This is a genomic window from Citrobacter sp. Cpo012 (assembly GCF_030333015.1).
Classification (GTDB): domain Bacteria; phylum Pseudomonadota; class Gammaproteobacteria; order Enterobacterales; family Enterobacteriaceae; genus Citrobacter; species Citrobacter portucalensis.
Map to the genome: position 1 here is coordinate 43,976 of NZ_JAOWGR010000036.1, position 24,520 is coordinate 68,495.

General features: G+C 55.3%; 20 protein-coding genes. 7 read left to right on the plus strand and 13 right to left on the minus strand.

What is annotated here, in order from left to right; translation table 11 throughout:
- Nucleotides 1-18: 18 nt before the first annotated feature.
- Genes hcaD through hcaE form a run of 5 tightly spaced genes read right to left on the minus strand, consistent with a single transcriptional unit; the run spans nucleotide 19 to nucleotide 4,236 of the window.
- Nucleotides 19-1,221 carry a phenylpropionate dioxygenase ferredoxin reductase subunit gene (gene hcaD / locus OGX90_RS07030; protein WP_286623410.1) on the minus strand — a complete coding sequence of 401 codons (1,203 nt, stop codon included), beginning with the start codon at nucleotides 1,219-1,221 and terminating at the stop codon, nucleotides 19-21.
- Nucleotides 1,222-1,230: 9 nt separating this feature from the next.
- Nucleotides 1,231-2,043: a 3-phenylpropionate-dihydrodiol/cinnamic acid-dihydrodiol dehydrogenase gene (gene hcaB / locus OGX90_RS07035; RefSeq protein WP_111465244.1), complete on the minus strand. Its 813-nt coding sequence runs from the start codon at nucleotides 2,041-2,043 to the stop codon at nucleotides 1,231-1,233.
- Complete coding sequence (gene hcaC, locus OGX90_RS07040) at nucleotides 2,040-2,360, minus strand: 3-phenylpropionate/cinnamic acid dioxygenase ferredoxin subunit (protein WP_032944244.1); 321 nt, start codon at nucleotides 2,358-2,360, stop codon at nucleotides 2,040-2,042. Before hcaC ends, hcaB begins: the two co-directional genes overlap by 4 nt.
- Nucleotides 2,360-2,878, minus strand: coding sequence for a 3-phenylpropionate/cinnamic acid dioxygenase subunit beta (hcaF, locus tag OGX90_RS07045; RefSeq protein ID WP_118262737.1), 519 nt, complete (start codon nucleotides 2,876-2,878; stop codon nucleotides 2,360-2,362). Before hcaF ends, hcaC begins: the two co-directional genes overlap by 1 nt.
- Nucleotides 2,875-4,236 carry a 3-phenylpropionate/cinnamic acid dioxygenase subunit alpha gene (gene hcaE / locus OGX90_RS07050; RefSeq protein WP_286623413.1) on the minus strand — a complete coding sequence of 454 codons (1,362 nt, stop codon included), beginning with the start codon at nucleotides 4,234-4,236 and terminating at the stop codon, nucleotides 2,875-2,877. Before hcaE ends, hcaF begins: the two co-directional genes overlap by 4 nt.
- Before the next feature lie 135 nt (nucleotides 4,237-4,371).
- Between hcaE and hcaR the strand changes: the two genes are divergently transcribed.
- Nucleotides 4,372-5,265 carry a DNA-binding transcriptional regulator HcaR gene (gene hcaR / locus OGX90_RS07055; protein WP_103015195.1) on the plus strand — a complete coding sequence of 298 codons (894 nt, stop codon included), beginning with the start codon at nucleotides 4,372-4,374 and terminating at the stop codon, nucleotides 5,263-5,265.
- A 3-nt stretch (nucleotides 5,266-5,268) separates the two neighbouring features.
- On the opposite strand, the gene OGX90_RS07060 is transcribed toward hcaR, so the two are convergent.
- Complete coding sequence (locus OGX90_RS07060; RefSeq protein WP_213752127.1) at nucleotides 5,269-6,462, minus strand: ROK family transcriptional regulator; 1,194 nt, start codon at nucleotides 6,460-6,462, stop codon at nucleotides 5,269-5,271.
- A gap of 114 nt (nucleotides 6,463-6,576) precedes the next feature.
- Here OGX90_RS07060 and OGX90_RS07065 point away from each other — a divergent pair, with 114 nt between their 5' ends.
- The 4 genes from OGX90_RS07065 (at nucleotide 6,577) to OGX90_RS07080 (ending at nucleotide 13,434) form a co-directional block, all read left to right on the plus strand.
- Entirely contained in the window at nucleotides 6,577-9,843 is a 3,267-nt protein-coding gene (locus tag OGX90_RS07065; protein ID WP_286623416.1) for a DUF5107 domain-containing protein, read from the plus strand.
- Between the two features lie 72 nt (nucleotides 9,844-9,915).
- Entirely contained in the window at nucleotides 9,916-11,355 is a 1,440-nt protein-coding gene (locus OGX90_RS07070) for a sugar porter family MFS transporter (protein WP_048215775.1), read from the plus strand.
- Nucleotides 11,355-12,197 (plus strand): aldose 1-epimerase, encoded by an 843-nt coding sequence (locus OGX90_RS07075; protein WP_071446847.1) that lies wholly within the window; start codon nucleotides 11,355-11,357, stop codon nucleotides 12,195-12,197. The genes OGX90_RS07070 and OGX90_RS07075 overlap by 1 nt, the downstream gene beginning before the upstream one ends.
- A gap of 88 nt (nucleotides 12,198-12,285) precedes the next feature.
- Entirely contained in the window at nucleotides 12,286-13,434 is a 1,149-nt protein-coding gene (locus OGX90_RS07080) for a 3-phenylpropionate MFS transporter (protein WP_008785472.1), read from the plus strand.
- Here OGX90_RS07080 and csiE read toward each other — a convergent pair.
- The 7 genes from csiE to OGX90_RS07115 all read right to left on the minus strand — a co-directional run bounded on the left by csiE (nucleotide 13,429) and on the right by OGX90_RS07115 (nucleotide 22,447).
- On the minus strand, nucleotides 13,429-14,706 hold the full coding sequence (csiE, locus tag OGX90_RS07085; protein WP_234692681.1) for a stationary phase inducible protein CsiE: 1,278 nt from the start codon (nucleotides 14,704-14,706) through the stop codon (nucleotides 13,429-13,431). The two genes, OGX90_RS07080 and csiE, sit on opposite strands and share 6 nt — an antisense overlap.
- Before the next feature lie 957 nt (nucleotides 14,707-15,663).
- On the minus strand, nucleotides 15,664-16,263 hold the full coding sequence (locus OGX90_RS07090; protein ID WP_153752480.1) for a KpsF/GutQ family sugar-phosphate isomerase: 600 nt from the start codon (nucleotides 16,261-16,263) through the stop codon (nucleotides 15,664-15,666).
- A complete protein-coding gene (locus OGX90_RS07095; protein ID WP_008785469.1) occupies nucleotides 16,260-17,897 on the minus strand; it encodes an FGGY-family carbohydrate kinase in 1,638 nt (545 codons plus the stop codon). The genes OGX90_RS07090 and OGX90_RS07095 overlap by 4 nt, the downstream gene beginning before the upstream one ends.
- 17 nt (nucleotides 17,898-17,914) lie before the next feature.
- A complete protein-coding gene (locus OGX90_RS07100; RefSeq protein WP_250671843.1) occupies nucleotides 17,915-18,868 on the minus strand; it encodes an ABC transporter permease in 954 nt (317 codons plus the stop codon).
- Between the two features lies 1 nt (nucleotide 18,869).
- Nucleotides 18,870-19,859 (minus strand): ABC transporter permease, encoded by a 990-nt coding sequence (locus OGX90_RS07105; protein ID WP_234692683.1) that lies wholly within the window; start codon nucleotides 19,857-19,859, stop codon nucleotides 18,870-18,872.
- A complete protein-coding gene (locus tag OGX90_RS07110) occupies nucleotides 19,852-21,360 on the minus strand; it encodes a sugar ABC transporter ATP-binding protein (protein ID WP_008785466.1) in 1,509 nt (502 codons plus the stop codon). Before OGX90_RS07110 ends, OGX90_RS07105 begins: the two co-directional genes overlap by 8 nt.
- Nucleotides 21,361-21,463: 103 nt before the next feature.
- Nucleotides 21,464-22,447: an autoinducer 2 ABC transporter substrate-binding protein gene (locus OGX90_RS07115; protein WP_003037665.1), complete on the minus strand. Its 984-nt coding sequence runs from the start codon at nucleotides 22,445-22,447 to the stop codon at nucleotides 21,464-21,466.
- Between the two features lie 420 nt (nucleotides 22,448-22,867).
- Here OGX90_RS07115 and OGX90_RS07120 point away from each other — a divergent pair, with 420 nt between their 5' ends.
- Nucleotides 22,868-23,506 carry a DUF1007 family protein gene (locus OGX90_RS07120; protein ID WP_032944224.1) on the plus strand — a complete coding sequence of 213 codons (639 nt, stop codon included), beginning with the start codon at nucleotides 22,868-22,870 and terminating at the stop codon, nucleotides 23,504-23,506.
- On the plus strand, nucleotides 23,497-24,477 hold the full coding sequence (locus OGX90_RS07125; RefSeq protein ID WP_128611188.1) for a nickel/cobalt transporter: 981 nt from the start codon (nucleotides 23,497-23,499) through the stop codon (nucleotides 24,475-24,477). The genes OGX90_RS07120 and OGX90_RS07125 overlap by 10 nt, the downstream gene beginning before the upstream one ends.
- Nucleotides 24,478-24,520 lie beyond the last annotated feature (43 nt).

The following is a 24,520-nucleotide window of genomic DNA, read 5'->3' on the forward strand; positions in this document are numbered from 1 at the left end:
CGAAGTACTTTCCGGCAGTTATATTGACTTAAGCAAGATTGTTTCATCGATTAAAGTCGCCACTGGCGGCTTTTTCTTTGCCTGAATCCATTTTCTCAATAAACGTATTTCTCGGCCCTGATTCAACGTTACTGCGCCGACAATCACGCCATCCTGTAGGTTAAACCATATTGCTTTCTGCGCATCAGGATCGCCGCGTAGGAGCCAGTTCTCACCCTGCATTTCGCCGACAAACTGTAGATTATCACGGTACTGATCGGTCCAGAACCAGCCCGGCGTTGCTGCTGGCTGCGGTTGATTGAGCATCGCGGCGGCGGCAACCTGTGCCTGAAAATTGGCGTTTTCCCAGCTTTCCACGCGTACTAACGAACCGTCAGCCTGGCGCGTTATCGCTACGTCACCGGCGGCGAAAATCGCGGGATCGGAGGTGGCGCAGGCGGTATCAACGATAATGCCGTTCGCCGTCTCCAGCCCCGCTTCGCGGGCCAGCATATCGTTCGCCACGATACCGATACCATAGATCACCGCATCGGCGGTGAGAGTTTCGCCGTTTTGCAGCATGAGCGAGAGACACTCTCCCGCTTCGGCATGCTCAATAGCGCTGTTAAGCAGTACCCGCACGCCCGCAAGTTGGTGGCGGGCTAGCAGGTAGTCGCGCACCGGAGCAGGCGCGTTGCGGCCCATGACCGTTGGCGCCAGCTCCACCACTGTCACCTGACAGCCGCGTTGAGTCGCGCTGGCCGCCAGTTCCAGACCAATGGTGCCCGCACCGACAATGACAATCGACTTGCCCGGCAATAAATTGTCGCGCAGGCGCTCGGCATCGCCCGCGTGGCGCAGGGTGAAGCAACGATCGCCCAGCTTATCCAGTTGCGGAAGGGGGCGTGCCGCAGCGCCCGTTGCAATCAGTAGCCGATCCCATGGATAACTCTGCCCATTAGCCAGCACCAACTGATGGGTTTGGCGGCCGAGCGTCTGCACAGTAACCCCCAGATGCAGCTGTACGTTGTGTTCCCGCCACCAGTCAGCGGGGAGTATCGGCTGAAGTTGCGGATTGTCGTCCAGTAGCATTGCTTTGGAGAGCGGTGGGCGTTCATAGGGCAGATGCTGCTCATCGGAAAACAGGTGTAATTCGCCGTCAAAACCTTGTTGGCGCAGTGCAGCGGCAGCCATAGCTGCCGCCTGACCGCCGCCGACGATAGCAATAGTTTTTGGGTTCATAACGCCTCCTCAGAGATCCAGTCCGGCGGCGACGTGACGAATACCGCGAATACCCAGACCGGCGTCGGCATTGATCATCACGCCGCTCAATGTGCGGTTGTTGCGCTTTGACGCCAGCATCACATACGGGCCGGTAAAATCCGCCGGCTCCGGGAAAAATTGTAGTGGCAAAATAGCGGCGATTTTTTCCGGCGTCAGCGACTGCATAATCGATGTATCGTTTTGTCCCAGCGCCTGCGGGCCGCGTAGATCTGTCGCCATACCGCATGGACCGACACCGTTAACACGAACCTTTGGTGCCAGCTCGTATGCCAGCTGGCGAATCAGCCCGGTAGCCGCATGTTTGCTGGCGGTATACAGCGGGCCGCCGCCGCCGGGATACCACGACGCATTGGACAGGGTAAAGATGATGCTGCCTTCGCTGGCGATAAGTGCGGGAGCGCAGGCTTTCGCGCCCAGCAGATAGCCCAGGACGTTAACGTTAAACAGCTCGTGGAAGCCGCTCTCCAGCGCCTCCGCAGGCGTATTGACCAACGAGGCGTTGTGATCCCATATCCCCGCATTTCCGATAAAACAGTCCAGCGTACCGTAATGCGTCAGGATTTGATCTACCGCGCGCTGATAGTCGGCGTAGCAGGTGACGTTGCCTTCGATTGCCAGCACATGTTCGCCAAAGCGCTGACGCAGGCTGGCAACTTTAGCTGGCGACAGCTCCAGCGTGGCGACCCGCGCACCTTCTTCGATGAAACGCTCGACCAGTGCCAGACCAAGACCGGAGCCGCCGCCGGTGATAAAGACCACGTTATCGCGTAAATCGCTCATCTTGCGTCCTCTGGAATATCAACAAACACATCGCTACCGTCTACATATACCGCGTAGGTGGTGAGCGCGTCGGTGGCGGGTAAGCACAACGCCTTGCCGGTTTTCAGGCAAAAACTGGCGGCATGCAGCGGGCATTCCACCGTAGCGTCGTCTTCCAGATAGCCTTCCGACATCGAGGCGTTACCGTGGCTACAGCGATCGTTAATGGCATAGAACTCGCCGCCAACGTTGAACAGCGCGATGACGGGCGAGGTATCAAGCCGGAGCGCTTCACCCTCCGGCAAATCCCCTACGGGGCAGGCATAAACACGACTCATCAGAACAGTACACTCAGGTTATGGGAGGTGATCACCGCTTGATCCAGCACGATCTCACGCTCCAGTAAGCGCCACTCATCGCCCGGCAAACGGCGCACTTTGTCTATGCGCATGCCGACGTAAAAGGTTTCATCGCGCTCTTTTTGCGCGCGATACAGCAGATAATTAAGGCGCACGGCAAAGACGTCGGGAACCCCAGTTTCACTGACCTGGCAGTTGCTGATCAGGTGCCGGGTACGCGACGGTGGCTCTTCCGCCCAGGCCATGCCGGTTTCCAGCCGCGCGATACGACGTTCGAGCTGGTCTTTGTTGTCGTTGAAAATCCAGGTGGTCGGCGGCTGCACGCCTTTGCGACGATCGCGCGTCTGGGCATTGACCGTCGTACGCATGGTGTAGCGAATGTCTTCATCCAGTTGTGCCAGCCAGTCACGAAACTTCCAGTCATCCAGCAGGCTGGCTTCATGGTAGAGAAACTGTGTAATGCGGTGGTGTAGTTCCTGAGAAACGAAGGTGCTCATTTCATCACCTCCTGCTGGTAAGCTGCGGTTTTCTCCTGCACTTCCTGCCAGCTTTCGCTGCTGAGCAAATCGGCCCAGCGCTGATACATGCCGCGCGCGGCGGTTTCCGAAAAGATGTAGTTGGTGATCCCCGGAATGCCGTCTTCACGAAGTTTCTCCTGGCCAAGCCCCATTTCCAGACACAACTTGGTGTTGCGTGCGCGATGACCCTTCAGCAGTTTTTGAATTTCACACCAGTTTTCCGAGTCGTCCTGCTCCAGGAATCCGGCGGGGCCAAAGGCGCGTGTGGCGCTGTTTTCAAACGCGGCTTTCACTTCATCAGAGGCGGCTTTATCGGTAATACAGAATGCCCACACTTCAACTTGATCCGGCCCGCGCGGATGCCAGACCCTTAAGGTGGCAGTACCGTTGAGCCAGGAAAGCGTTGGGAAAATGTTGTTGTGACCGGCCAGACGCAGGGCGCGAACTTTACCCAGACGCTGCTCGGCTTCCGCGTAGGTGTCACGGTAGTAGCTGGAGACTTCGCCGTCGACCCAGACGTTGGCGTCGGGATTTTCGGTAAAGAAAAATCCGCTGCCGTGCCCATCCTGACCGAACTGTAGCGCGTCTTTGGCGGTTTCCCACACCGGGCGGGCGGTTTGTCCGTCGCCCAGGCGCTTGTCGCTGCCGTCGTCTTTTGCCCCCAGCACCTGCACGGCCGAGGCATGGCTGAACAGCGCGTGATACTGGTCGCTGGCAAACTGTTCGGCGGGGAATTTCCAGTTACAATCGATGGTCCACTTTTGTACGCCACCGACGATTTCGGTGCCGCCTTCACGACGATCCAGCACACCGTCGAGATACCAGGCGATGTCGCCGAGATAATCGCGCAGCGCAGGCGCGGAGGTATCCCAGTTGCCGAAAATCAGTCCCTTGTAGCTCTCTACGCCAGGAACTTCGTTCAGCCCCCAGTGCGATTTGCACAGCCCTTGCGGGTAGGCGCGCGGTTCCAGCGGGACGTCGATCAGCTCGCCGTTAATGCCGTACGACCAGCCGTGATACGGGCAGGTGAAGGCGCGGGTATTGCCGCAGTCGGCGTAGCTGACGCGCATAGCGCGGTGGCGACACTGGTTGAGAAACGCTTTGATGCTGCCGTCTTTCTGGCGAACCACCACAACTGCATCCTCGCCCATGTAGGTGTTAAAAAAATCACCGGGTTTGGGGATTTGGCTTTCGTGGGCGAGAAATAACCAGCAGCGTCCGAAGATGCGTTCCAGCTCCAGTTGGTAAATTTCAGGGTCGGTATAAATTCGTGGGGTTACGCGACCGTTTTGCGTGTCGATCAGTTGGTAGATGTCTAAATTTGAGGGTGTGGTCATATTTTTTAATCCTGAAAGCTAAGATGTATTGACCTTCTTTTTTTGTACCTTAAGGATGTTGCTGGTTAGTTATCAATCTGTGAAATAGTAAATTTCTACCAGTTGAGACATTTTTTCGATAACAAGGAGAAGGGCATGGAACTGAGGCACTTACGCTATTTCGTAGCGGTGGCGCAGGCGCTGAATTTCACCCGAGCGGCAGAGAAGCTGCATACCTCTCAGCCGTCGTTAAGCAGCCAGATCCGCGATCTGGAAACGTGCGTGGGCGTTCCGTTGCTGGTGCGGGATAAACGAAAAGTTGCGCTGACGGCGGCGGGAGAGTGCTTTTTACAAGATGCGCAGGCGATCCTCGAACAGGCGGAAAACGCCAAAGTTCGTGCCCGTAAAACGGTGCAGGAAGATAATCATTTCGCCATCGGTTTTGTCCCTTCCGCAGAGGTAAATCTGCTGCCGAAGGTGCTGCCTTTATTTCGTTTAAAACAGCCAGATACGCACATTGAGCTGGTGAGTCTGATCACCACCGAACAGGAAGAGAAGATCCTGAGTGGAGAGCTGGATGTGGGCTTAATGCGCCACCCGGTGTACAGCCCGGATCTCGATTATCTGGAGCTGATTCATGAGCCGTTAGTCGTGGTTTTACCGGTAAATCATCCGTTAGCTAATGAGCAAGCAATCTCCGCGGAACAACTACACGGCGTGAATTTTGTCAGCACCGATCCGGCCTACTCCGGCGCGTTAGCGATGATTGTCAAAAACTGGTTTCAGCAGCAAAAAAGCCAGCCCAACATTGTGCAGGTGGCAACCAACATTCTGGTGACCATGAACCTGGTCGGCATGGGGCTGGGGGTGACTTTGATACCCGGTTATATGAATAATTTTAATACCGGACAGGTGGTTTTCCGCCCTATTGTTGGCGATGTTCCGACCATTGCGCTGTTGATGGCGTGGAAAAAAGGGCCAATCAAACCGGCGTTGACCGATTTTATCGCCACGGTACATGAACGTTTAGCGGTGAGCCTGACGGAGTAATGGCTATAACTCGCTAAGCTGTGACTCGACATACAGATAGCCAATGCCCATAAGTTGCTGGGTGCGATTAAGCTTACCGAAGCTTATCTGCGTGGCTCTGGCTCGCGGGTTATCGCCGTGATCGAATGGGTTAAACCCAGTTTGCTGCACCAGCGTATTGAGCCAGCTGTCGCCAAATGCGCAGCTACGCCCATACAACCATATTTGGTTAATATTCAGTATATTCAGAAAGTTATAAAGACTCAGCCCGATGGCGCTGGCGGCATTTTCGGCCCAGGCCTGAATGCGGACATCTCCGTGCTGCCAGGCCGCAATTAGCTGGTCAGTGGTGAGCGTTTCCGGATCGTAAAGGGATGTCGGCTGCGATTTCATCCACACCCGGGCCTGCTTTTTCAATGCGCTTAATGACGCTACGGTTTCCAGACAGCCATAGCGACCACAGTCACAGGCGACACCATCGGGATGAATGATGGTATGCCCAATCTGACCGCTGCCATACAGGCTACCGCGCCAGATGTTATCGTTAATCACAAACGATGAGCCAATACCGTAATCAACGTTAATCACGCAGAAATCACCGTTTGCCGCCGGGTTTTGCCATTTTTCCGCCAGCGCCAGCATCACGCAGTCATTGTCCAGCCGGACCTGCACGCCGAGCTTCTCCTCCAGCAGATATTTTATTTCCACCGGCGTTTTCCACGGGGCCTGGGGCATGGTTTTTGATGCACCGGTTATCGGATCAACTTGACCATGAACGCCAAGCGCCAGATTAATCGTCACATCGGGAAATTCCCGACGATACTCCCGCCAGTGTGCCGCCAGGGCTGACAGCAGCGCTTTTGGCGATTCGGGGTTGATGACTTCATGCTGCCAGTCGCCTACGGCCACCAGTCGCGCGTCAGCCAGTTGACTGGTGATGCTAGTGGGGGTGACGTTGATGCACAGTGTCCAGGCGCCTTTTTCTGGCAAATGATAGCTGCCGCTGCTCAAACCGCGCTGGCTTAAGGTTTCTCGCGAATGGCTGATTCTCCCTTCATCCATCAGTTCTTCGAGGATATTGCTGACCGCCGGGATCGACAGGCTGGTGAGCTGCGCCAGCTGTGACTTGCTGAGCTGTTTTTCCCGCCACAGGTGAGACAAAAAGATCTGTTTATTCGCCTGACGGACCCTGGCATTGTTGAACCCCGAACGCTGCATTCACTTAACTCCCTTAACTATATTGCGTGAGCATTGCGCATTTTAACGCCACTTAACTGCCGCAGAATAGCATCAAGTTGAATTTTTACTTTGGTTTATTGAGTGGAGAGCGGCATGTACGGTTCAGTTAAAGTCTGGCAGGAAACGATCACCCTCCCAACGTGGGCGGCGGGTGAAGAAGATGCCAACCCAATGTTTCTGGAAAAACGGGTGTATCAGGGATCTTCTGGAGCGGTTTACCCTTACGGCGTGATTGATACGCTGACCGGCAAACGTGAAATGCGCGACTATCAGGCGGTGTGGATGGAGAATGACTTCATTCGCATCATGCTGCTGCCGGAGTTAGGTGGGCGTATTCATCGAGCGTATGACAAAGTGCAGCAGCGCGACTTCGTCTACTACAACGAAGTGGTGAAACCCGCGCTGGTCGGTCTGCTTGGGCCGTGGATCTCCGGCGGCATCGAGTTTAACTGGCCGCAACATCATCGCCCGACCACCTTTATGCCGGTGGATTTTACTCAGCAGCAGGGTGAGCAGGGTGAATACACCGTGTGGATGGGTGAGGTTGAGCCTATGCGCGGTTTACAGGTAATGACCGGATTCACGCTGTATCCGGATCGCGCGTTGATCGAGATAACCGGGAAGGTGTTTAACGGTAACGCTACCCCGCGCCACTTCTTATGGTGGGCGAATCCGGCGGTGAAGGGCGGCGACGATCATCAGAGCGTGTTCCCTCCGGATGTGACGGCGGTATTTGACCACGGTAAGCGCGATGTCTCAGCGTTTCCCATCGCCACCGGCACATACTACAAAGTGGACTATTCGGCCGGTGTGGATATCTCACGCTACAAGAACGTACCCGTACCGACCTCCTATATGGCTGAAAAATCAGATTATGATTTTGTTGGCGCGTGGCATCACGGCGAGCGTGGTGGGTTGCTGCATGTGGCCGATCACCATGTTTCGCCGGGGAAAAAACAGTGGACATGGGGATACGGCGACTTTGGTGTTGCCTGGGATCGTAATCTCACCGATGACAACGGTCCGTATATTGAACTGATGACCGGGGTCTTTACCGATAATCAGCCGGATTTCACCTGGATTGCGCCGTACGAAGAGAAAGTCTTCGTGCAAAACTTCTTGCCCTACAGCGAACTGGGAATGGTGCAAAACGCCAGCACGCAGTTGGCGCTTCGTCTGGTGCGTGAGCGTAGCCAGCTTTCTGTGGGCGTTTATGCGATTGCGCCGCTACGCGATGTTCAGGTTACGCTTGCTGCGCGCGGGCAGCCGTTCTATGAAAATACCCTCACCCTTGAGCCTGGACAGAGCTGGCTGGCCGATGTGTCTGACAATGGCCATGCCCGGGTGACGATGACCGTCACAAGCGTCGATGGCACTACGCTTTTGCAGTACGAAGAGCACATCGCGAAAGAGTTACCGCTGCCTTCGGCGGCCGTCGCGCCAGCGCTGCCAGAAGCGCTTTCTAATACCGATGAACTCTATTTTATTGGTCAGCATCTGGAGCAGTACAACCACGCCAGCCGCTATGCCGAAGATTATTATCGCCGCGCGCTGGACGTTGATCCGCTGGACTACCGCAATAATGTGGCCCTGGGGACGCTAGCGCTAAACCGCGCCGACTGGGCGCTGGCGGCACAATGTGCTGGCAAGGCGCTGGAGCGGGCGCATAAGCTCAATAAAAATCCGCGTGATGGTGAGGCAAGTATGCTGCTGGCCGCCGCACAGGAACGTCAGGGCGATGATGATAGCGCGTGGGATAATTATTATAAGGCCAGCTGGAGCGGCAACTGCCGGGATGCAGCTTTCTGGTCGTTAGCGCGTTTGGCGATGAAGCGTCAGGACTACGCTGGCGCCTTGGAAAAGGTCGAGCAGAGCCTGCGCTTTAACGGCAGTAATAACCTGGCGATGGGGCTGAAAGCGCTGGCGCTGGCAAAGCTTGATCGCAATGCGCAAGCGCTGGACTACATTCGCCAACAGCTGGTTGATTATCCGCTGAGCTATACCCTGCACTATGCGCGCTGGGCTATCTGCCAGGACGAGGCGACGGCGAAAGCGCTGATCTCGATTACCGGGCGGCGCGGTACCAACGCGTGTGAACTGGCAGGCTGGCTGACTTCTTTGGGGCAAAAGGATGCTGCCCGTAGCGTGCTGGAACTGCTCGACAGCCAGGAAACGCTGCCGATGCTGTGGCGCGCTTCGCTGAGCGATAATCCACAACCGTTCATTGAACGTGCTCGTGAGTGTCTGCAAAACCGCGTGCGCTTCCCCAATACGCTGGATGAAGTGCAGATGCTGCAAACTCTTGAGCAAAGTGCTTTTGCCCGCTATTTCCTCGGCTGCTTCTGGTACAGCAAACGGCGTTATGCCGAGGCGGTTTCCTGCTGGCAGTTCACGCTTGCGCAGGAAGCGGATTTCGCACCGGTACACCGTTTACTGGGAATCTATGCCTGGAACAAACTGCACGATGCACAGCAGGCGATGCAGTATTTGTCGCAGGCCGTGGCGCTGGAACCACAGAATGCTCGCTTCCTGTTTGAACTCGACTATCTCAAGAAGTTAATGGCGCAACCCGCTGAGCAGCGTCTGCAGCGACTGGAAGCCAGTAAAGAGATTGTCTTCCATCGAGACGATCTGACGGTGGAACTGCTCAGCTTGTGGAATGGGGTGGGGCGCTACGACGATGCCGCCGCGGTGTTACGTGAACGCGTGTTCCATCCGTGGGAAGGTGGTGAAGGTAAAGCCACCGGGCAATATCTGCTGAATCAGATGCATCGTGCCCTGGCTGCCGTTCATTCCGGCGACCTGCAAACCGCCATCGCGCAGCTGCAACAGGCGTTGCACTACCCACAAAACCTCGGGGAAGGACGCTTGCCAGGGCAAACGGATAACGACATCTGGTATTTGCTGGGGCATTGCGCTCAGCTGCAAGGCCATTTCGAAGAATCTCAGCGCTACTTCTCCCGTGCGACGCGCGGCGGCAGCTCACTGGATGCTGGACGTTACTACAACGACCAGCCAGTGGACTATCTCTTCTGGCAGGGTATGGCGCAGAGAAAACTTGGCGATGACGCAGAGGCGGACGCTCTGTTCAATAGCTTCCTGCAATGGAGCGAATCGCATCACGACAACGTTCCGGATGTCGATTTCTTTGCCGTATCGCTACCCGACCTGGTGGTGCTGGATACCTCAGCACAAGCAAAACACCAGCAACACTGCCTGTTTATCAATGCGCTCGGGCATCTGGGGCTGGGAAATAGCGCCGCCTGTCAGCGTGAACTTGATGAACTCCTGCAACTCAATCCGGCACATGACAAGGCATTACTGCTGCGTCACGCCATTAACGTAAGGCTTTTCCAGTAACACCCGAAACGGGTGGGGGTAACCTCACCCGAAACCTACTGTACCCTGCGTTTCCCTGAAAGAGGAATCATAATGAATAACGCGCAGACACATTTAAAGATTGGTTACGTCTGGACTATCTGCCTGGTTGCGGCCTGCGGAGGTTTACTGTTTGGCTATGACTGGGTGGTGATCGGCGGGGCAAAACCCTTCTATGAAGCATATTTCTCGATTACCGATCCGGCACAATCCGGCTGGGCGATGAGTTCCGCGCTGGTTGGTTGTATCTTTGGCGCGCTGATTTCCGGCTGGTGCGCCGATAAATTTGGCCGAAAAATGCCGCTGATTCTCTCAGCGATCCTCTTTAGCGCTTCCGCCTGGGGAACCGCCGTCGCCAGTAACTTCGATATGTTTATTGTTTATCGCATCGTTGGCGGCGTGGGGATTGGTCTGGCGTCTGCGCTAAGCCCACTGTATATCGCCGAGGTTAGCCCCGCTGAAAAGCGTGGTCGCTTTGTGGCCGTCAACCAGCTCACCATCGTCATTGGCGTGCTGGCGGCGCAGCTTATCAACCTGATGATTGCCGAACCTGTTGCCACAGGCGCTACGCAGCAGGCAATTGTTGAAAGCTGGAACGGTCAGACGGGCTGGCGCTGGATGTTTGGCGCGGAATTAGTGCCCGCGGTAATTTTCCTGGTGCTGATGTTCTTTGTTCCTGAATCGCCGCGCTGGCTGGTGAAAGCGGGAAAAGCCGATCGTGCGCGCGCCATGCTGCAGCGCATTGGTTCGGCGGAATATGCCGGGCAAACGCTGAAAGAGATTGAACATACGCTGCAAAAAGATAATCACAAGGTCGCGTGGTCAACGCTGTTACAACCGCAGATCAAACCGATCGTGATTATTGGTATGGTGCTGGCAGTGTTTCAGCAGTGGTGTGGGATCAACGTTATTTTCAACTATGCGCAGGAGATCTTCGCTTCTGCCGGATTCGACATCAACGGTACGTTAAAATCGATTGTGGCGACAGGGATCATCAATCTGGTCTTTACCCTTGCCGCTCTGCCGTTAGTGGACAAAATTGGTCGCCGTAAACTGATGTTGTTCGGTGCGTCAGGATTAACGGTTATTTATGTACTGATTGCCGGGGCGTACGGGTTGGGCATTATGGGCTGGCCGGTTTTGGTTCTGGTGCTGGCGGCGATCGCTATTTATGCCCTGACGCTGGCTCCGGTGACCTGGGTGCTACTGTCTGAAATTTTCCCTAATCGCGTTCGCGGGTTGGCGATGTCGCTGGGGACGCTGGCGCTGTGGATTGCCTGCTTCCTGCTGACCTATACCTTCCCACTGCTGAATGCGAGTCTGGGCGCGTCGGGAAGCTTCCTGCTGTACGGTGTGATTTGCGCGATGGGCTTCATATATGTTCTGCGTAATGTACCGGAAACCAAAGGCGTGACGCTGGAAGCGCTGGAAGAACAGCTGGCGGCGCAACATACAAAAGCTGGTACATCAGCCCAGCAACGAAGCGCCCGATAATGGATGGTCTGCTGACGCTACAAAACGCACATCTGCGGATGTGCGTAGACTCGCAGGGCGGCTCGCTATTAAGTCTGGTTTCGTTACAACATCAACAGGCCATTTTACGCGAAGGTCATGGTCAGCAACCCGGTGATTGCGGCCTGTTCCCGATGCTGCCGGTCGCGAATCGGGTGGCGGGAAATCGTTTTATGCTGCGCGGTGAAGAGGTGGTTTTACCTCAACATGGCGCAGATGACACCTTTTTCCTGCACGGTGACGGCTGGCTGCAACGCTGGCAGGTTATCACTGTCACCCAAAGCGGTTGTTTGCTGCAGTTGCGCAGTTGGCATCCCTGTGGCTACGACTATACGGCGCAGCTTTGCTATCAACTGGAAACCTCGAGCCTGCACGCCTCGTTGACGCTCACTCATTGCGGTGAGCAGCCAATGATTTACGGCTGCGGGTTCCATCCGTTTTTCGCCTTTGATAAGCGCAGTACGGCGCAGTTCACCGCCAGCGGCTACTGGCCTGAGGGGGAGCAGCATCTGCCGCTGGAATGGCAACGTGATATCCCTTCGGCGGCTGATTTCATGCATGCGCAATACGGTGAGGATAGCTGGCTGAATGTCGGATATTCTGGCTGGAGCGGGCGGGCCGTTATTCATCGTGATGTGATGAAAGTCACGATTTTAGCGCAAACTCCGTGGTTGATGCTGTTCAGAATGTCGGGTGAGGAGTTCCTGTGTCTGGAGCCGCAAACGCATCCGGTGAATGCCCACAACATGCAGGGGCAGCCGGGATTGCAGGTTTTAGCGCAGGGAGAACGCTGCCATTTTGCGATGCAAATTAGCATCGAATAGGGCAAAAATCATGTTATCTGCCTGTTAATGCTCTCTTGCGCCAGCCTGCGTTTGTCGCCAGACTATCGCCTCCAAACGGGAGGGATTCATGGCTTTGCATTCCACGCGCTGGCTGGCGCTCGGTTATTTCACCTACTTCTTTAGCTACGGTATCTTTCTGCCTTTCTGGAGCGTCTGGCTCGAAGGGTTAGGGCTGACGCCGGAAACCATCGGTTTACTGCTGGGGGCGGGGCTGATTGCCCGTTTTCTCGGTAGTTTGCTGATTGCGCCGCGTGTGAGCGATCCCTCTCGGCTGATCTCAGCGTTACGTATTCTGGCCCTGTTGACGCTGGTGTTTGCGCTGGCCTTCTGGGCGGGAACCAACGTGGCGTGGCTGATGGTGGTGATGGTCGGTTTCAACCTGTTTTTCTCACCGCTGGTACCGCTGACCGATGCGCTGGCCAACACCTGGCAGAAACAGATAACCATGGATTACGGTCGGGTGCGACTGTGGGGATCCGTGGCTTTTGTGATCGGCTCCGCGCTAACCGGCAAACTGGTGAGCCTGTTTGACTATCGGGTGATCCTGGTCCTGCTATCGCTTGGCGTCGCCTCGATGCTGCTGGGCATGATGATTCGCCCGAGCGTGCAGCCAGCGGGTGAAAACCGTCAGCAGGAGAGTGCGGGATGGCCCGCCTGGCGCGCGCTGATAACCCAGAGCTGGCGTTTTCTTGCTTGCGTGAGTCTGCTACAGGGTGCGCATGCTGCGTATTATGGTTTCAGCGCCATCTATTGGCAGTCTGCCGGATATTCCGCTTCGGCGGTGGGCTATTTATGGTCACTAGGTGTGGTGGCGGAGGTGATTATTTTCGCACTTAGCCACAAGCTGTTCCGTCGCTTCAGCGCCCGCGATCTGCTGCTGCTTTCTGCCGTTTGCGGGGTGGTGCGTTGGGGATTGATGGGCTGGAGCACCGAGCTGCCGTGGCTGATCGTGGTGCAAATCCTCCATTGCGGAACCTTTACCGTCTGCCACTTGGCGGCAATGCGTTATATCGCGGCACGCCAGGGGAGCGAAGTTATTCGTTTGCAAGCGGTGTATTCCGCGATAGCGATGGGCGGCAGTATCGCCATCATGACCGTATTCGCGGGCTATCTGTACCAGAATCTGGGCAGCGGCGTGTTCTGGGTGATGGCGCTGGTGGCGCTCCCGGCAATCGTTCTGCGCCCGAAGGTGGTCGCGCAGCCTGCAACGTTATGATTCGAGGATTTTGCGGATCTGCTGCTGCTGATGCGGCGTAAGCGCCAGATCCGCATGAATCAACGGGGGTGAAAATAGCGGTAACGGCGTGGTGTACGGCGTAATAATCAGCGTTACGCCGCGCGGGGCACCCTCTTTTTGAAAGTCCTGCATCGGCATATGTTTTACGTTGAGCGGCAGCAGCGTCAGTTCGCGCAGCTGTTGCTCTATATGTACTTCAAGTTGTTCGTTACTACCGGTCAGCAGGATAATCTGCTTTTCGTGTAAATCCTTCTCCTGCATCAGCCAGGCGCCGAAAATAACGGCCACCAGCCCGATCTCTTCTTCGGAAAATTGCACATCGTATTCGGCCTCGAAGCCGTGAATCGCCTCGCGGGTAGTACGAACCAGCCGGGGATAAAGGCGGCTGAACTCCTCCGGCAGCGTGTTATCAATGCCGATGGCAAACACGCTGCGGTTCAGTGCCTGAGCCAGGTGGATATACAACTGGTCATTCAGCCCTTGCTCATCGCTGAAGCGCACATTGCCATACTCGCGAAAACGCAGCACCAGCCGCGCAATAGCAAGGCGCAGGCGGCGATCCTGCTGGTGATTATCGCGAATCGGGTCGGGGATACGAAGCATTGAGAACAGCAACGCCATAAACAGCGATTCGCCCAGCGGTGCACTCTGCATGACGTGGCGCTGCCAGTGACGGCCAATTTCCTCTGCGAGCGGATATTCCGCGCAGGATTGCGCCCAGCGTTGCTGGAGTGGGTTAAATTCCGGGGTGATCCCCGCGTGATGCTGTAGCAGGCAGTACTGTAAATACAGGCGCAGGAACTGGATGTCACGACACTCAAACGGCTTCTGCAAGCGCCGGGAGCACAGATTAATGAGCGCGTGCAGATTGGTGTCGTCATACAGAGTACGTGCGATCCCCCGTTGTTTAAGTTCTGCTTTTAACGCCGGGGTAAACTGCTGGGCGATAAAGGTAGGGCAAATCCGCAGGCCACGGCGCAGCCACTGCAACAGACACAGACGTTGATTTAGCGGGGTTCCTTCGATCGTATAGCCACCATTCTGCGCGGTGGCTATCGCGAGCCGGTGATAGCGCTGGATTTCGAGTCCTGCGCCAATAATATCTTCCTGAACCGTGGCATCATCGACACCGTTGAGGCTGCTGAAGGTTTGTGTAGTAGCGATTTGCCCCGGCAGGAAAAGCGTCAGCAGCACCTGGCAACGGCGCTGGGGAGCGGAAAGTACAGATGGTGGGGCAAGCGTTGACATCATCTGTAGGATCTCCCGTGAGTATGTTTGATAAGAATAGTTAAAGTTTGCGCATAGATTTGAGGAATGGAAAGCTTTACGCCAGGAATGCTGGGGAGCGTCACAGAATTTTTAACGTGCGGAACAGATAGCGGTAGTGGAACGCAGCGCGTTAATCCGCTTTTTCACTGTTTTATCTTTTGGTTAGATATAAATAAACCGGCAGGTTGCGCAATGACGTACTGTTAATGCTCCTGTATCAACATATGTTGGCGGAGCATAATGAATATGTTTTCTCCGAGAAAAGGTTCCGTTCACCTTATGTTCATCGCTTCTCTGTACACTGAACGCCAGTGAACGTGTTAAGGGTGCTATCGCCGCACCCTTAACAATCCCGGCTCCCGGCGGGAAAATTGCCGCTCCGCGGTTCCCTCCGCTTATTCCTCCAGGCTACCGGGTCGGGCGCGATGTAACGTCCCTGTAAAGCGCGCCCTGAGCCAGCATCCATGCTGGCTCTCCCGGCCTTACGGAAACACGTCGGCAATTTTCAGCCGGACCAGCTCACACCTCACCTTCTGTGTTTTTTGTTAAAACAGCAAAACAGATTTAACTGGAAGTCAGAGCGTTGAAGCGATGACCCCGGTCCGGCTGAAAATCGATGAGGCGTTGACGGCTGACCGGGACTGCCCGCAGGGATGCGGGCAGAGGGGACGGCCTGCATGGATGCAGGCTCGGCCCCGACCCGACAGGCAGACGGAATAAGACGAATAGCTCGCGCAGCGACGATTTTCCCGCCGGGAGCCTGGGATGCAAGGGAGGCGGCGGTGAGCCTCCCTTGCACGTTCACGGGTATAGCGATATCAGAGAAGCGATGCACATAAGGTGAACGGAAACTTATTCAGAGTAAAACGTTCTCCCTACATGTTTAACTGACCGCCATTACACCTGCAAATAGGTGGGTAAAAAGAGCGCTGTCTGGCGTTACTTACCACGGCTCAGCGTTAATCCCACATCACCGCCGGGATGCACAGACAACAGCGTCTCCTTTGAGTAACCGCTTTCGCTCATCAGACAGGCGCAGGCGGCGTCAAAGATAGCCAGCACCAGTAAAATTGATGTGGTGGCCAACATGTTCAGCGGGTCGGCCTCACGCTGGACGCCGGTGGAAATCACCAGTCTCGACGCTTTAGCAATGGCTGAATCGGCGTTTTCAGTCACGCTCAGAATCGGCACATTTCGCGCATTCAGCCCGGGCAGCAGCCGGGTGAGTTCGTCCGAATTCCCCCCACGCGACAGCATAATCACCAGGTCGTTGGCGCGTAAAAAACCGAGATCGCCATGCGCCGCGTCCGTCGCGTTGAGGTAAATCGCCGGACGTTCCACGCACGCAAGCATATGCGCCACTTTACGCGCCGCAATGCCGGAGGTGCCGACGCCGGTGACGACGATTTTCCCCCGACAGCCGCGCAGCTCCGCCATCAGCGACTGCCAGAGCGGTTCAGTCAGATGCTGCCCCAGACCCGCCAGGGCATCGCTATAGAGCTGAAATACGCCGGTGGCCTGAGACCAGGAGTCGCTCATGCGTCCTCCTGCATCAACTGGCGGTATTTCATATGATCCTGATACATCTCGTGGAATACCCGATATTTGCGATCGTAGTACTGCTTAATGCGATTTGTTTGCGGGGTAACCGTTTTACCAATCCGGCTCATCGCCGACATCGCTTCCGGGAAGGTTTCGAAAACGCCCGCGGCGATAGTTCCCATCATGGCGCCACCCAGCAGCATGGCTTCGCTCTCTTCAGGCAGCAGCATCGCGCAGCCGGTGGCGTTGGCATGTTCCTGAACGAAGATTGGGTTTTTCGTCCCGCCGCCGCTGGCCATTATCGTATCGATGGTGTAGCCGCTTTGATTCATCGTTTCAATGATATGGCGGGTTCCCAGCGCAATGGCCTGGATGGTCGCAAGGTACTGTAGCGCCATATCTTCCGGTGTACGAGACAGCTTCAGTCCGGTGATGGCGCCCGTGAGCGTTGGGTTAGCGCGCGGCGAGCGATTGCCGTGGAAATAGGGCAGGATGTGCATATCGCGGGTTAAAAATGCGATATCTTCCGGTTCACCGGCCATTTTACGCAACAGCGCATTCAGCACTTCGTAAATGGTCTGCCCCTGAGATTTAGCCTGCGCCAGCAGGGTTTCGTAGCAAGGATGCGACTGAATAACGTGGTCGATTAACGCCCCGGTTGCTGACTGTCCACCTTCGTTAAGCCAGTATTCTGGCAGCACGGCTGAGTAGTAAGGGCCCCAGACGCCGCCGATAAAACGCGGCTCTTTGGAAATCGCCATGTGTCCAGTGGAAGTGCCGCCAATCAGCGCGATACGACGGTCAAAATCCGCAACCTCGCCGGAAACACCGCTTGCCCCGAGCGTGCCGAGGGTACCGGCGTGGGCATCGATGATCGAGACGCTGACAGCGGTCCCCGGAATCAGCCCCATTTCGCTGGCGGCGCGCGCGGATAGCCCGTGACCGAGCGGTTCGCCCATGGTTTTCACGTAGCGACCAATTTTGGCAGCATCATGCTCCAGCAAATCTTCCAGCCCAATCTGGCGGAAATAGCTGGCATCCCATTTGTCTTCATGGCCCATATAGGTCCATTTACACACCGTCGAACACAATGAGCGCGTGTCATCGCCCGTTGCGCGCCAGGTCAGGAAATCGGGCAGGTCAAAGTAGTATCCCGCATTGGCCCAGGTGTTGGGCATATGTTGCTTCAGCCATAGCAGTTTTGGCGTCTGCATTTCCGGGGAGATAATGCCGCCAACGTAGTCCAGCACCCGATGATGCAGGGCGTTGATGCGCTCGGCCTGAGTAATGGCGCGGTGATCCATCCACACAATGATGTTCTGTTCGCTGCGCCCGGACGGGCTAATGGTCAGTGGTTTACCTTCTTTGTCCAGCACCACCAGTGAACAGGTCGCGTCAAAGCCGAGACCTTTAACCTGGATAGGGTTGATATCCGACTGGTTAATCGCATCGCGAACCGCGTTACACACCGCCTGCCAGATGTTATCGGAAGACTGCTCAACAAAATCGGCCTGCGGGCGGTAAATCTCGATGGCCCGACTGGCCTGACCGACCATTCTGCCGTTGAGATCAAACACGCCAGCACGGGCGCTTCCGGTTCCGACATCCACACCAATAAAGTAACTTGCCATAATTTTTTCTCCTGAAATCAGGCTTTACGATTCTGTAATGCGATAAAGAGGATCAGCACCGCGCCCCACAGCGCCATCGTCAGATAGCTGCTGACCCCCAGCAAGTTAAGGCCGCTTTCAAGCATTTGCAGCACAATCAGTGCCAGCACCAGGCCGATAATGCGCCCGAAGCCGCCATCCGGGTTGATACCGCCGAGGACGGAGGCAAGGATGGTGACCAGCAGGTAGGATTCACCGTATCCGGCTTTAGCTGAGTTGAATTTCGCCATCATCAAAATGGCGGCGACCCAGCCGAGCATGGCAGAAATCACGTACACCGAAATTTGTACCCGTACGGTATTCACGCCGCTGTAGCGGGTAGCCTGTTCATTGGAACCAACGAGATACAGGCTACGCCCAAGCGTGGTGTGTTCCAGCAGTACCCACAGCAGGATTGCCACCAGGAAAAAGAGCAGTAGCGCCACCGGAATACCGGCAATCGTGGCGTTACCAAGGTACTGAATGGCGGTCGGGAAACCGGAAATCACCGTCCCGTTGGAAAGCAGAATATTCAGCCCGGAGATAAGCGTCATCGTGCCGAGCGTGGCGAGAATAGGCGAGACCCCGACCCAGGCAATCAGCGCACCGTTGAGCGTGCCGATAACCACCGCCACGGCAGCGCCTGCCAGCAGCGCCAGCACCAGAAACAGCGGGTTATCCGGATGGGTGACGATAATCGCCGCCATCACCAGCGAGCAGGCGTTCGCCCCGGCAATAATCGACAGGTTAATGCCGCCGGTCAGCATGGTCATGCCCATCCCGAGGGCCAGCATGCCGAGGATTGGTAGCTGTGAGCCAATCGACTGGAAGTTAGCGACGCTGAAGAAACGGCTGCCGAGCAGGGCCGAGAAGACCAGGGCGACGACCACAATAATCACGCATTGCAGACGAATGATGGCATCACCGGGTAAAAATCTGGCGATTGTTTTCATCTCAAAGCTCCCTTGCCAGTTTGCGTTTTTCGTTCCAGGCCGTGGCGCTAATGCTGACCAGGATAATGGCGCCGCTGAACACGGTGTGCCAGTAAGAGGAGACGCTGAGCAGCGTCAGGCCATTTTGTAAGAAGGCCAGCAGAACCACGCCGAGCAGGGTTCCGGTCAACGTACCGCGCCCGCCGCTCATGCTGGTTCCGCCGAGTACTACCGCCGCCAGCACCGTCAGCTCAAAGCCGAGCAGCGAATTGGGCGCAACTGACTGGGTGATTTGCGCCTGAACCACGGCGGCAACGCCTGCCAGAATGCCCATGTAGCCATAGACGTAAAAATGCAGCTTCAGCAGATTCAGCCCCAGGCGCGAGGCCGCGTCGCGGTTGCCGCCCATGGCGTAAACCTGACGGCCAAGACGGGTATAGTTCATCAGCACGGCGGTAAAAATGATCACCGCCGCCAGGCACAGCAGGGGGAGGGTCAAACCGTAGTCGTAGCCATCCGCCGCGGTGAACGACAACCAGTTAATGCCGTTCATAAACCAGTCCGGGAAGCCGTACAGCCAGGTGCCTTTGGTGGCGTAAACCAGCAGACCGTAGTAGACGTTCAGCGTGGCGATGGTAATGATGATTGCCGGAACGCGTAGCCAATAGACCAGAAAACCGTTGATCAGCCCTAGCAGCAGGCCCACCGCAATGGCGATGATTAACGCCAGTGCGAAGTTGCCGCCGTGACCGATAACCCAACTGGCCATTGCATACTGGGCTATCGCGGTCATCGCCGGAAATGAGATGTCGATCCCACCGGAAATCAGCACTACAAACAGCCCACAGGCCAGGATGCCGAGAATCGCGTAGCTGGTGGCCACATCCGTCAGGTTCCCCAAAGACAAGAACTCGTCGGTGCTGATGCTCAGCCCAATGGCAAGGGCTACAACCAGCAGGCCCAGCCAGAACTCATGTTGCCCGATTAAACGGGAGAGATGCATCTTATTCATTGATTACCTCGACCACTTCAGCAATCTCCTCTTCACGGCATTGATGAGGATTAAATTCCGCCACCAGCTTGCCGCGACGCATTACCAGCACACGGTGGCTGTTGTAATACGCTTCCGGGATTTCATCGCAAATCATCAGCACCGCCATACCCTGTTCAGCCAAATCGCGGGCTATCTGGTAAATACCCTCTTTGTTGGCGATATCCACGCCGACGGTAGGCGAGTCGAGGATCAGGATGCGGGGATTGGTCGCCACCCATTTGGCAATGGCGATACGCTGGGCATTACCGCCGGAAAGGGTTTTGACCGGCAGGTGCGGATCGGACACTTTGATATTCAGTTCGCGGATTAAATCGGCGACCAACTTTTGCGCTTTACGATGATCGAGCAGACCGCTACCGGTGTGCAGTTGATCAAACACCGTGACGATGGTGTTGTCGTAGATCGACTGCTCCATGATCAGCCCCTGCGTCAGGCGATCTTCTGAGACATAGCCGATCCCGTGTTGGATGGCGTCATGGTTATTGCGCAGAGTAACCGGCTGACCGTTAATGCGAATCTCGCCGCTTTCCGGGTGCGTCATACCAAACAGGCTCAGACAAAGCTCGGTGCGCCCGGCACCCAGCAGACCAACAATGGAGACGATCTCGCCACCGTGCAGCGACAGATTAATGTTTTGGTATTTGCCTCTGCGGCTCAGATTGCGCAGCTCAAGCAGCGGCTCTTGCTCAATCGCGGGCCTTTCCGGCAACGGGCTGTAGTGGAAGCGTTGTCCGGTCATCAGGAAGGCCAGCTCGTGGCTGTCGAGTTCGCTGGCAGGGTATGTACCCACCAGTTTGCCGTCGCGCATTACGCTGATGCGGTCAGCCACTTCCATCACCTCATCCAGACGATGGCTGACAAACACGACGCAAATTCCGGCCGCTTTCAGTTCATTAACTACTCGCAGCAGGCCATTAACCTCCTGGCGGGTTAGCGAGGCGGTGGGCTCGTCCATAATCACCAGACGCGCATCGGCGGCAATCGCCCGGCAAATGGCGACCAGCTGTCGATCCGCAATTGAGAGTTTTTCAACTTTTTTATCGGGATCGATATTCACCCCAATACGTTTCATGGCTGCCAGCGCCTGCTGCTTCATGGCGCCGCGACGCACCCAGATATCACCACCCGGCAGATAGCGGTTGACCGCGATATTTTCTGCGACGCTAAAGTTGGGGAACAACGACAGGTCCTGATAAATAACCTGAATGCCATAATGGGAAGAGAGCTGCGGCGTCAGATGATGGAACAATTTTCCGTCGAGTAAAATCTGCGCGCCTTTTTCCGGATGATAAACCCCGGAGATCACTTTAATAATGGTACTTTTACCACAGCCGTTTTGACCCGCCAGACAGTGAACTTCGCCTTTTCTCAGCGTCAGATTCACGTTATCCAGCGCCAGCACGCCCGGGAATTGTTTGCTGATATTCTCAAGAGTGATAAATGCGGTGGTGTCTGCCATGGACAATACCCCTGCGCGCGTCCGGGGGGACGCTGAGTGTTAGTTTGGTTGATAGCGCCGACCAGACGGTCGGCGTTAAGGTTCCCTGGTGTTGGCTAAAGCCTTAGAAACCAAGTGATTGTGCGTTGTCTTTGGTGACTTCGAGGATCTTGTTAAAGCGGATCACTTTCTTCTCCGTGTCGATATCGGCTTTCCCTAAACCATCGATACTCAGATCGGCGTTCACTTCTTTGCCCTGCAACAGCTGATCGGCAACGGTGACCAGCGCGTAGCCCGCGTCTTTTGGATCCCACAGCAGCGCTTTTTTGATATCACCGCGCATCAGGTAAGGTGCTGCCTGCGCTGGCATAGCGATCCCGACGACGGCGATCTTATCTTTGGCGCGTTTTTTCTGCACAGCCTGACCCGCACCGATTGGACCCAGCGAGCCGAAGCCGATAATGCCCTTCATCTGCGGGTAGGTTTTCATCAGATCCAGCGTTGTGGCGTAGGATTTATCGATACTTTCCGCGACCGGCAGACGTGAAGTGACTTCGAACATTTCCGGATATTTTTCTTTCTGGTACTTAATTGCATAATCCGCCCACGCGTTATGCAGTGGGACCGTCAGCGAACCAACATAGATGGCATATCCGCCTTTGCCGCCCATATTTTTCGCTAACTCATCGACGTTAGCCTGTGCGTATTTTTCACTATCGATGGTTTCGATATCCCACTGGCCAATTTGCTCATCCGGGGATTCGTGCGTCAGCACCACGATGCCTTTATCGCGCGCTTTTTTCAGTACCGGCTCAAGGACCTTGGCATCATTCGGCACCACGATGATCGCATTAACGTTTTTGGCGATCAGATCCTCAATCACTTTCACCTGCTGCGCCGGATCCGGCGTTGAAGGTCCGGTCTGGTAAGCATTCACATCCAGTTTTTTTGCTGCTTCATTTACGCCGGTTTCCATCCGGTTAAACCATGGGATCCCGGTGACTTTGGCAACCACAGCAATTTCATATTTTTCCGCCGCAAAGGACGTGCCGGACAACATGCATGCAGAAACCAGGGTTGCACTGAGTAATGCGAGTTTGAATTTCATAGTTGTACCTTTCGTAGGGGGCAGGACATGTCACGGCGTGAAGTTAACAATGAATGGAAGAGGGAATGAATCATAAGTTTGGTAAATGTGATATGCGCCCATTATTGTGAATTTATAGAAATAAAATGGTTAATAATTGGTTAAATTTGCATAGTTTTACATTCAGGCTTTCAAATTAAGTGTTAATTAAATATTAAAATGAAACCATTAATTAACATTTTGTTATCATTTGACTTAAGTTTTGACGCCTAAAAGGTGTTTGGGGGGAATTTCCCGAAGAAGAAATTATCGAAATTGAGAACTGAATCGATACCGGAAAAGGGTGCTCAATATTTTTTCGTTCAATGGTATCCTCAGCACACTTTCGCCAAACCCGGCATCATTATTTGTGGCGGTGTAGATTTTCATCGTGGAGAACTCATGCAAGGCGTTAAACGTATCATTATCACGTTGTTTCTCGCTGTCCTGTCCTTTGGCGCAGGCGCGCATCCCCACAGCTTTATCCATCTGAAAACTGAGATAGTGAGCGAGAATGACCAGTTCGTCGCGCTGAAAATGCGCTGGACGATGGATGAAATTACCTCGGCGGATCTGCTTTACGATGCGGGAAATGCCAAACCTGGTGATGAGATCTGGAAGAAACTGGCGGCGGAAGTGATGGCCAACGTTCTCGGGCAGCACTATTTCACCGAAGTGTGGCACGACGGGAAAAAGGTAAAGTTTAAAAACAGGCCGACGGAATATGGCATGGCGCGGGAGGAACACCAGGCAGTGCTGACGTTCGTTTTGCCGCTGGCCGAAGCTCAGCCGCTGAGTGGTCAAAAATATACCATTTCAACCTTCGACCCGACCTACTACGTTGATATGAGCTATGACAAAGACAGCGACGCCAGGCTGGGGCAGGCCATAAGCCAGAAATGCCGGATTTCAGTACATACGCCGACGCCCAATGAACAAACGCTGAGCTTTGCGCAGTCGCTGGATAAAGAAGACGCACCGCCGGAGGATATGGAGTTGGGTAAACAGTTTGCACAGACGGTAACGCTGCAATGTCAGTAGTTTATCAACAACGTGCAGCCAGACGTCGCTGGCTGACGCTATGGCCGCTGGCTGTCTTTTTGCTGTTGGCGGCAGGCGGCATACTGTGGCTATGGCAGGCCTGGCCGCAGGTGATGATGAAAAGTGTCGTCTGGCAGCGCGACGTTAACCAACAGATGAGCGGGTTGCTGAAAGCAGTTGCCGCCAATCCGGCCCAGGCCGGGGGATCGCTGCTGCTGTTTAGTTTTCTCTACGGCGTTCTGCACGCGCTGGGGCCGGGACATGGAAAAGTCGTCATTACCACCTGGCTGGCAACGCACCCCTCGAAGCTGAAGTCGAGTATTGGCCTGACGCTGGCCTCATCTTTATTACAGGGGCTGGTCGCCATCGGACTGGTGGTTGTGGTGCTTACCATCTTGCAGTTGCCCGCACGACAGCTACATATGAGTAGTTTCTGGCTGGAGAAAGGGAGTTATGCTCTGGTTGGCGTGTTGGGTGTTTTATTGTGCGTCCGTGCGCTGAAGAAATTGCGCCAGCTGCTGCGCCGCCCAAAATTCACTGCCTTCACGCCGCATCATGTGCATCACGAGGGTTGCGGCTGCGGGCATCAGCATTTGCCCGATCCTGAACAACTGCAAAATGGTGATGACTGGCGTGCCCGGTTGATGATCGTGCTGTCTATGGGGATGCGCCCGTGCTCGGGGGCCATCATGGTTTTACTGTTCAGCAAAGTGGTTGGCGTGTTTAGCTGGGGTATGGCGTCGGCGCTGGCGATGGCGGCAGGAACATCTTTGACGATTACGTCACTGGCTCTGCTGGTACACAGTTTCCGCTCGCTGGCGGTGAGACTTAGCGGGCATAAAGCGCCGGTGCTGTGGCGACAGATTGGCTGGACGACGCTGGCGTTAGCCGGTGGTGCGGTGCTGATCGCTGCTGCGGTAGTGATGTGGATGAGTGCGGTGCCGGTAGGGCGAGGGATAAGACCGTTTTAGCACTGTTGTAGGATGAATGCCTGATGGCGCTTCGCTTATCAGG

What these genes read in the sequence shown, in the direction of transcription:
- hcaD (WP_286623410.1), bottom strand. Translation starts at nt 1,221, where the DNA reads ATGAACCCAAAAACTATTGCTATCGTCGGCGGCGGTCAGGCGGCAGCT.
- hcaB (WP_111465244.1), bottom strand. Translation starts at nt 2,043, where the DNA reads ATGAGCGATTTACGCGATAACGTGGTCTTTATCACCGGCGGCGGCTCC.
- hcaC (WP_032944244.1), bottom strand. Translation starts at nt 2,360, where the DNA reads ATGAGTCGTGTTTATGCCTGCCCCGTAGGGGATTTGCCGGAGGGTGAA.
- hcaF (WP_118262737.1), bottom strand. Translation starts at nt 2,878, where the DNA reads ATGAGCACCTTCGTTTCTCAGGAACTACACCACCGCATTACACAGTTT.
- hcaE (WP_286623413.1), bottom strand. Translation starts at nt 4,236, where the DNA reads ATGACCACACCCTCAAATTTAGACATCTACCAACTGATCGACACGCAA.
- hcaR (WP_103015195.1), top strand. Translation starts at nt 4,372, where the DNA reads ATGGAACTGAGGCACTTACGCTATTTCGTAGCGGTGGCGCAGGCGCTG.
- OGX90_RS07060 (WP_213752127.1), bottom strand. Translation starts at nt 6,462, where the DNA reads ATGCAGCGTTCGGGGTTCAACAATGCCAGGGTCCGTCAGGCGAATAAA.
- OGX90_RS07065 (WP_286623416.1), top strand. Translation starts at nt 6,577, where the DNA reads ATGTACGGTTCAGTTAAAGTCTGGCAGGAAACGATCACCCTCCCAACG.
- OGX90_RS07070 (WP_048215775.1), top strand. Translation starts at nt 9,916, where the DNA reads ATGAATAACGCGCAGACACATTTAAAGATTGGTTACGTCTGGACTATC.
- OGX90_RS07075 (WP_071446847.1), top strand. Translation starts at nt 11,355, where the DNA reads ATGGATGGTCTGCTGACGCTACAAAACGCACATCTGCGGATGTGCGTA.
- OGX90_RS07080 (WP_008785472.1), top strand. Translation starts at nt 12,286, where the DNA reads ATGGCTTTGCATTCCACGCGCTGGCTGGCGCTCGGTTATTTCACCTAC.
- csiE (WP_234692681.1), bottom strand. Translation starts at nt 14,706, where the DNA reads ATGATGTCAACGCTTGCCCCACCATCTGTACTTTCCGCTCCCCAGCGC.
- OGX90_RS07090 (WP_153752480.1), bottom strand. Translation starts at nt 16,263, where the DNA reads ATGAGCGACTCCTGGTCTCAGGCCACCGGCGTATTTCAGCTCTATAGC.
- OGX90_RS07095 (WP_008785469.1), bottom strand. Translation starts at nt 17,897, where the DNA reads ATGGCAAGTTACTTTATTGGTGTGGATGTCGGAACCGGAAGCGCCCGT.
- OGX90_RS07100 (WP_250671843.1), bottom strand. Translation starts at nt 18,868, where the DNA reads ATGAAAACAATCGCCAGATTTTTACCCGGTGATGCCATCATTCGTCTG.
- OGX90_RS07105 (WP_234692683.1), bottom strand. Translation starts at nt 19,859, where the DNA reads ATGAATAAGATGCATCTCTCCCGTTTAATCGGGCAACATGAGTTCTGG.
- OGX90_RS07110 (WP_008785466.1), bottom strand. Translation starts at nt 21,360, where the DNA reads ATGGCAGACACCACCGCATTTATCACTCTTGAGAATATCAGCAAACAA.
- OGX90_RS07115 (WP_003037665.1), bottom strand. Translation starts at nt 22,447, where the DNA reads ATGAAATTCAAACTCGCATTACTCAGTGCAACCCTGGTTTCTGCATGC.
- OGX90_RS07120 (WP_032944224.1), top strand. Translation starts at nt 22,868, where the DNA reads ATGCAAGGCGTTAAACGTATCATTATCACGTTGTTTCTCGCTGTCCTG.
- OGX90_RS07125 (WP_128611188.1), top strand. Translation starts at nt 23,497, where the DNA reads ATGTCAGTAGTTTATCAACAACGTGCAGCCAGACGTCGCTGGCTGACG.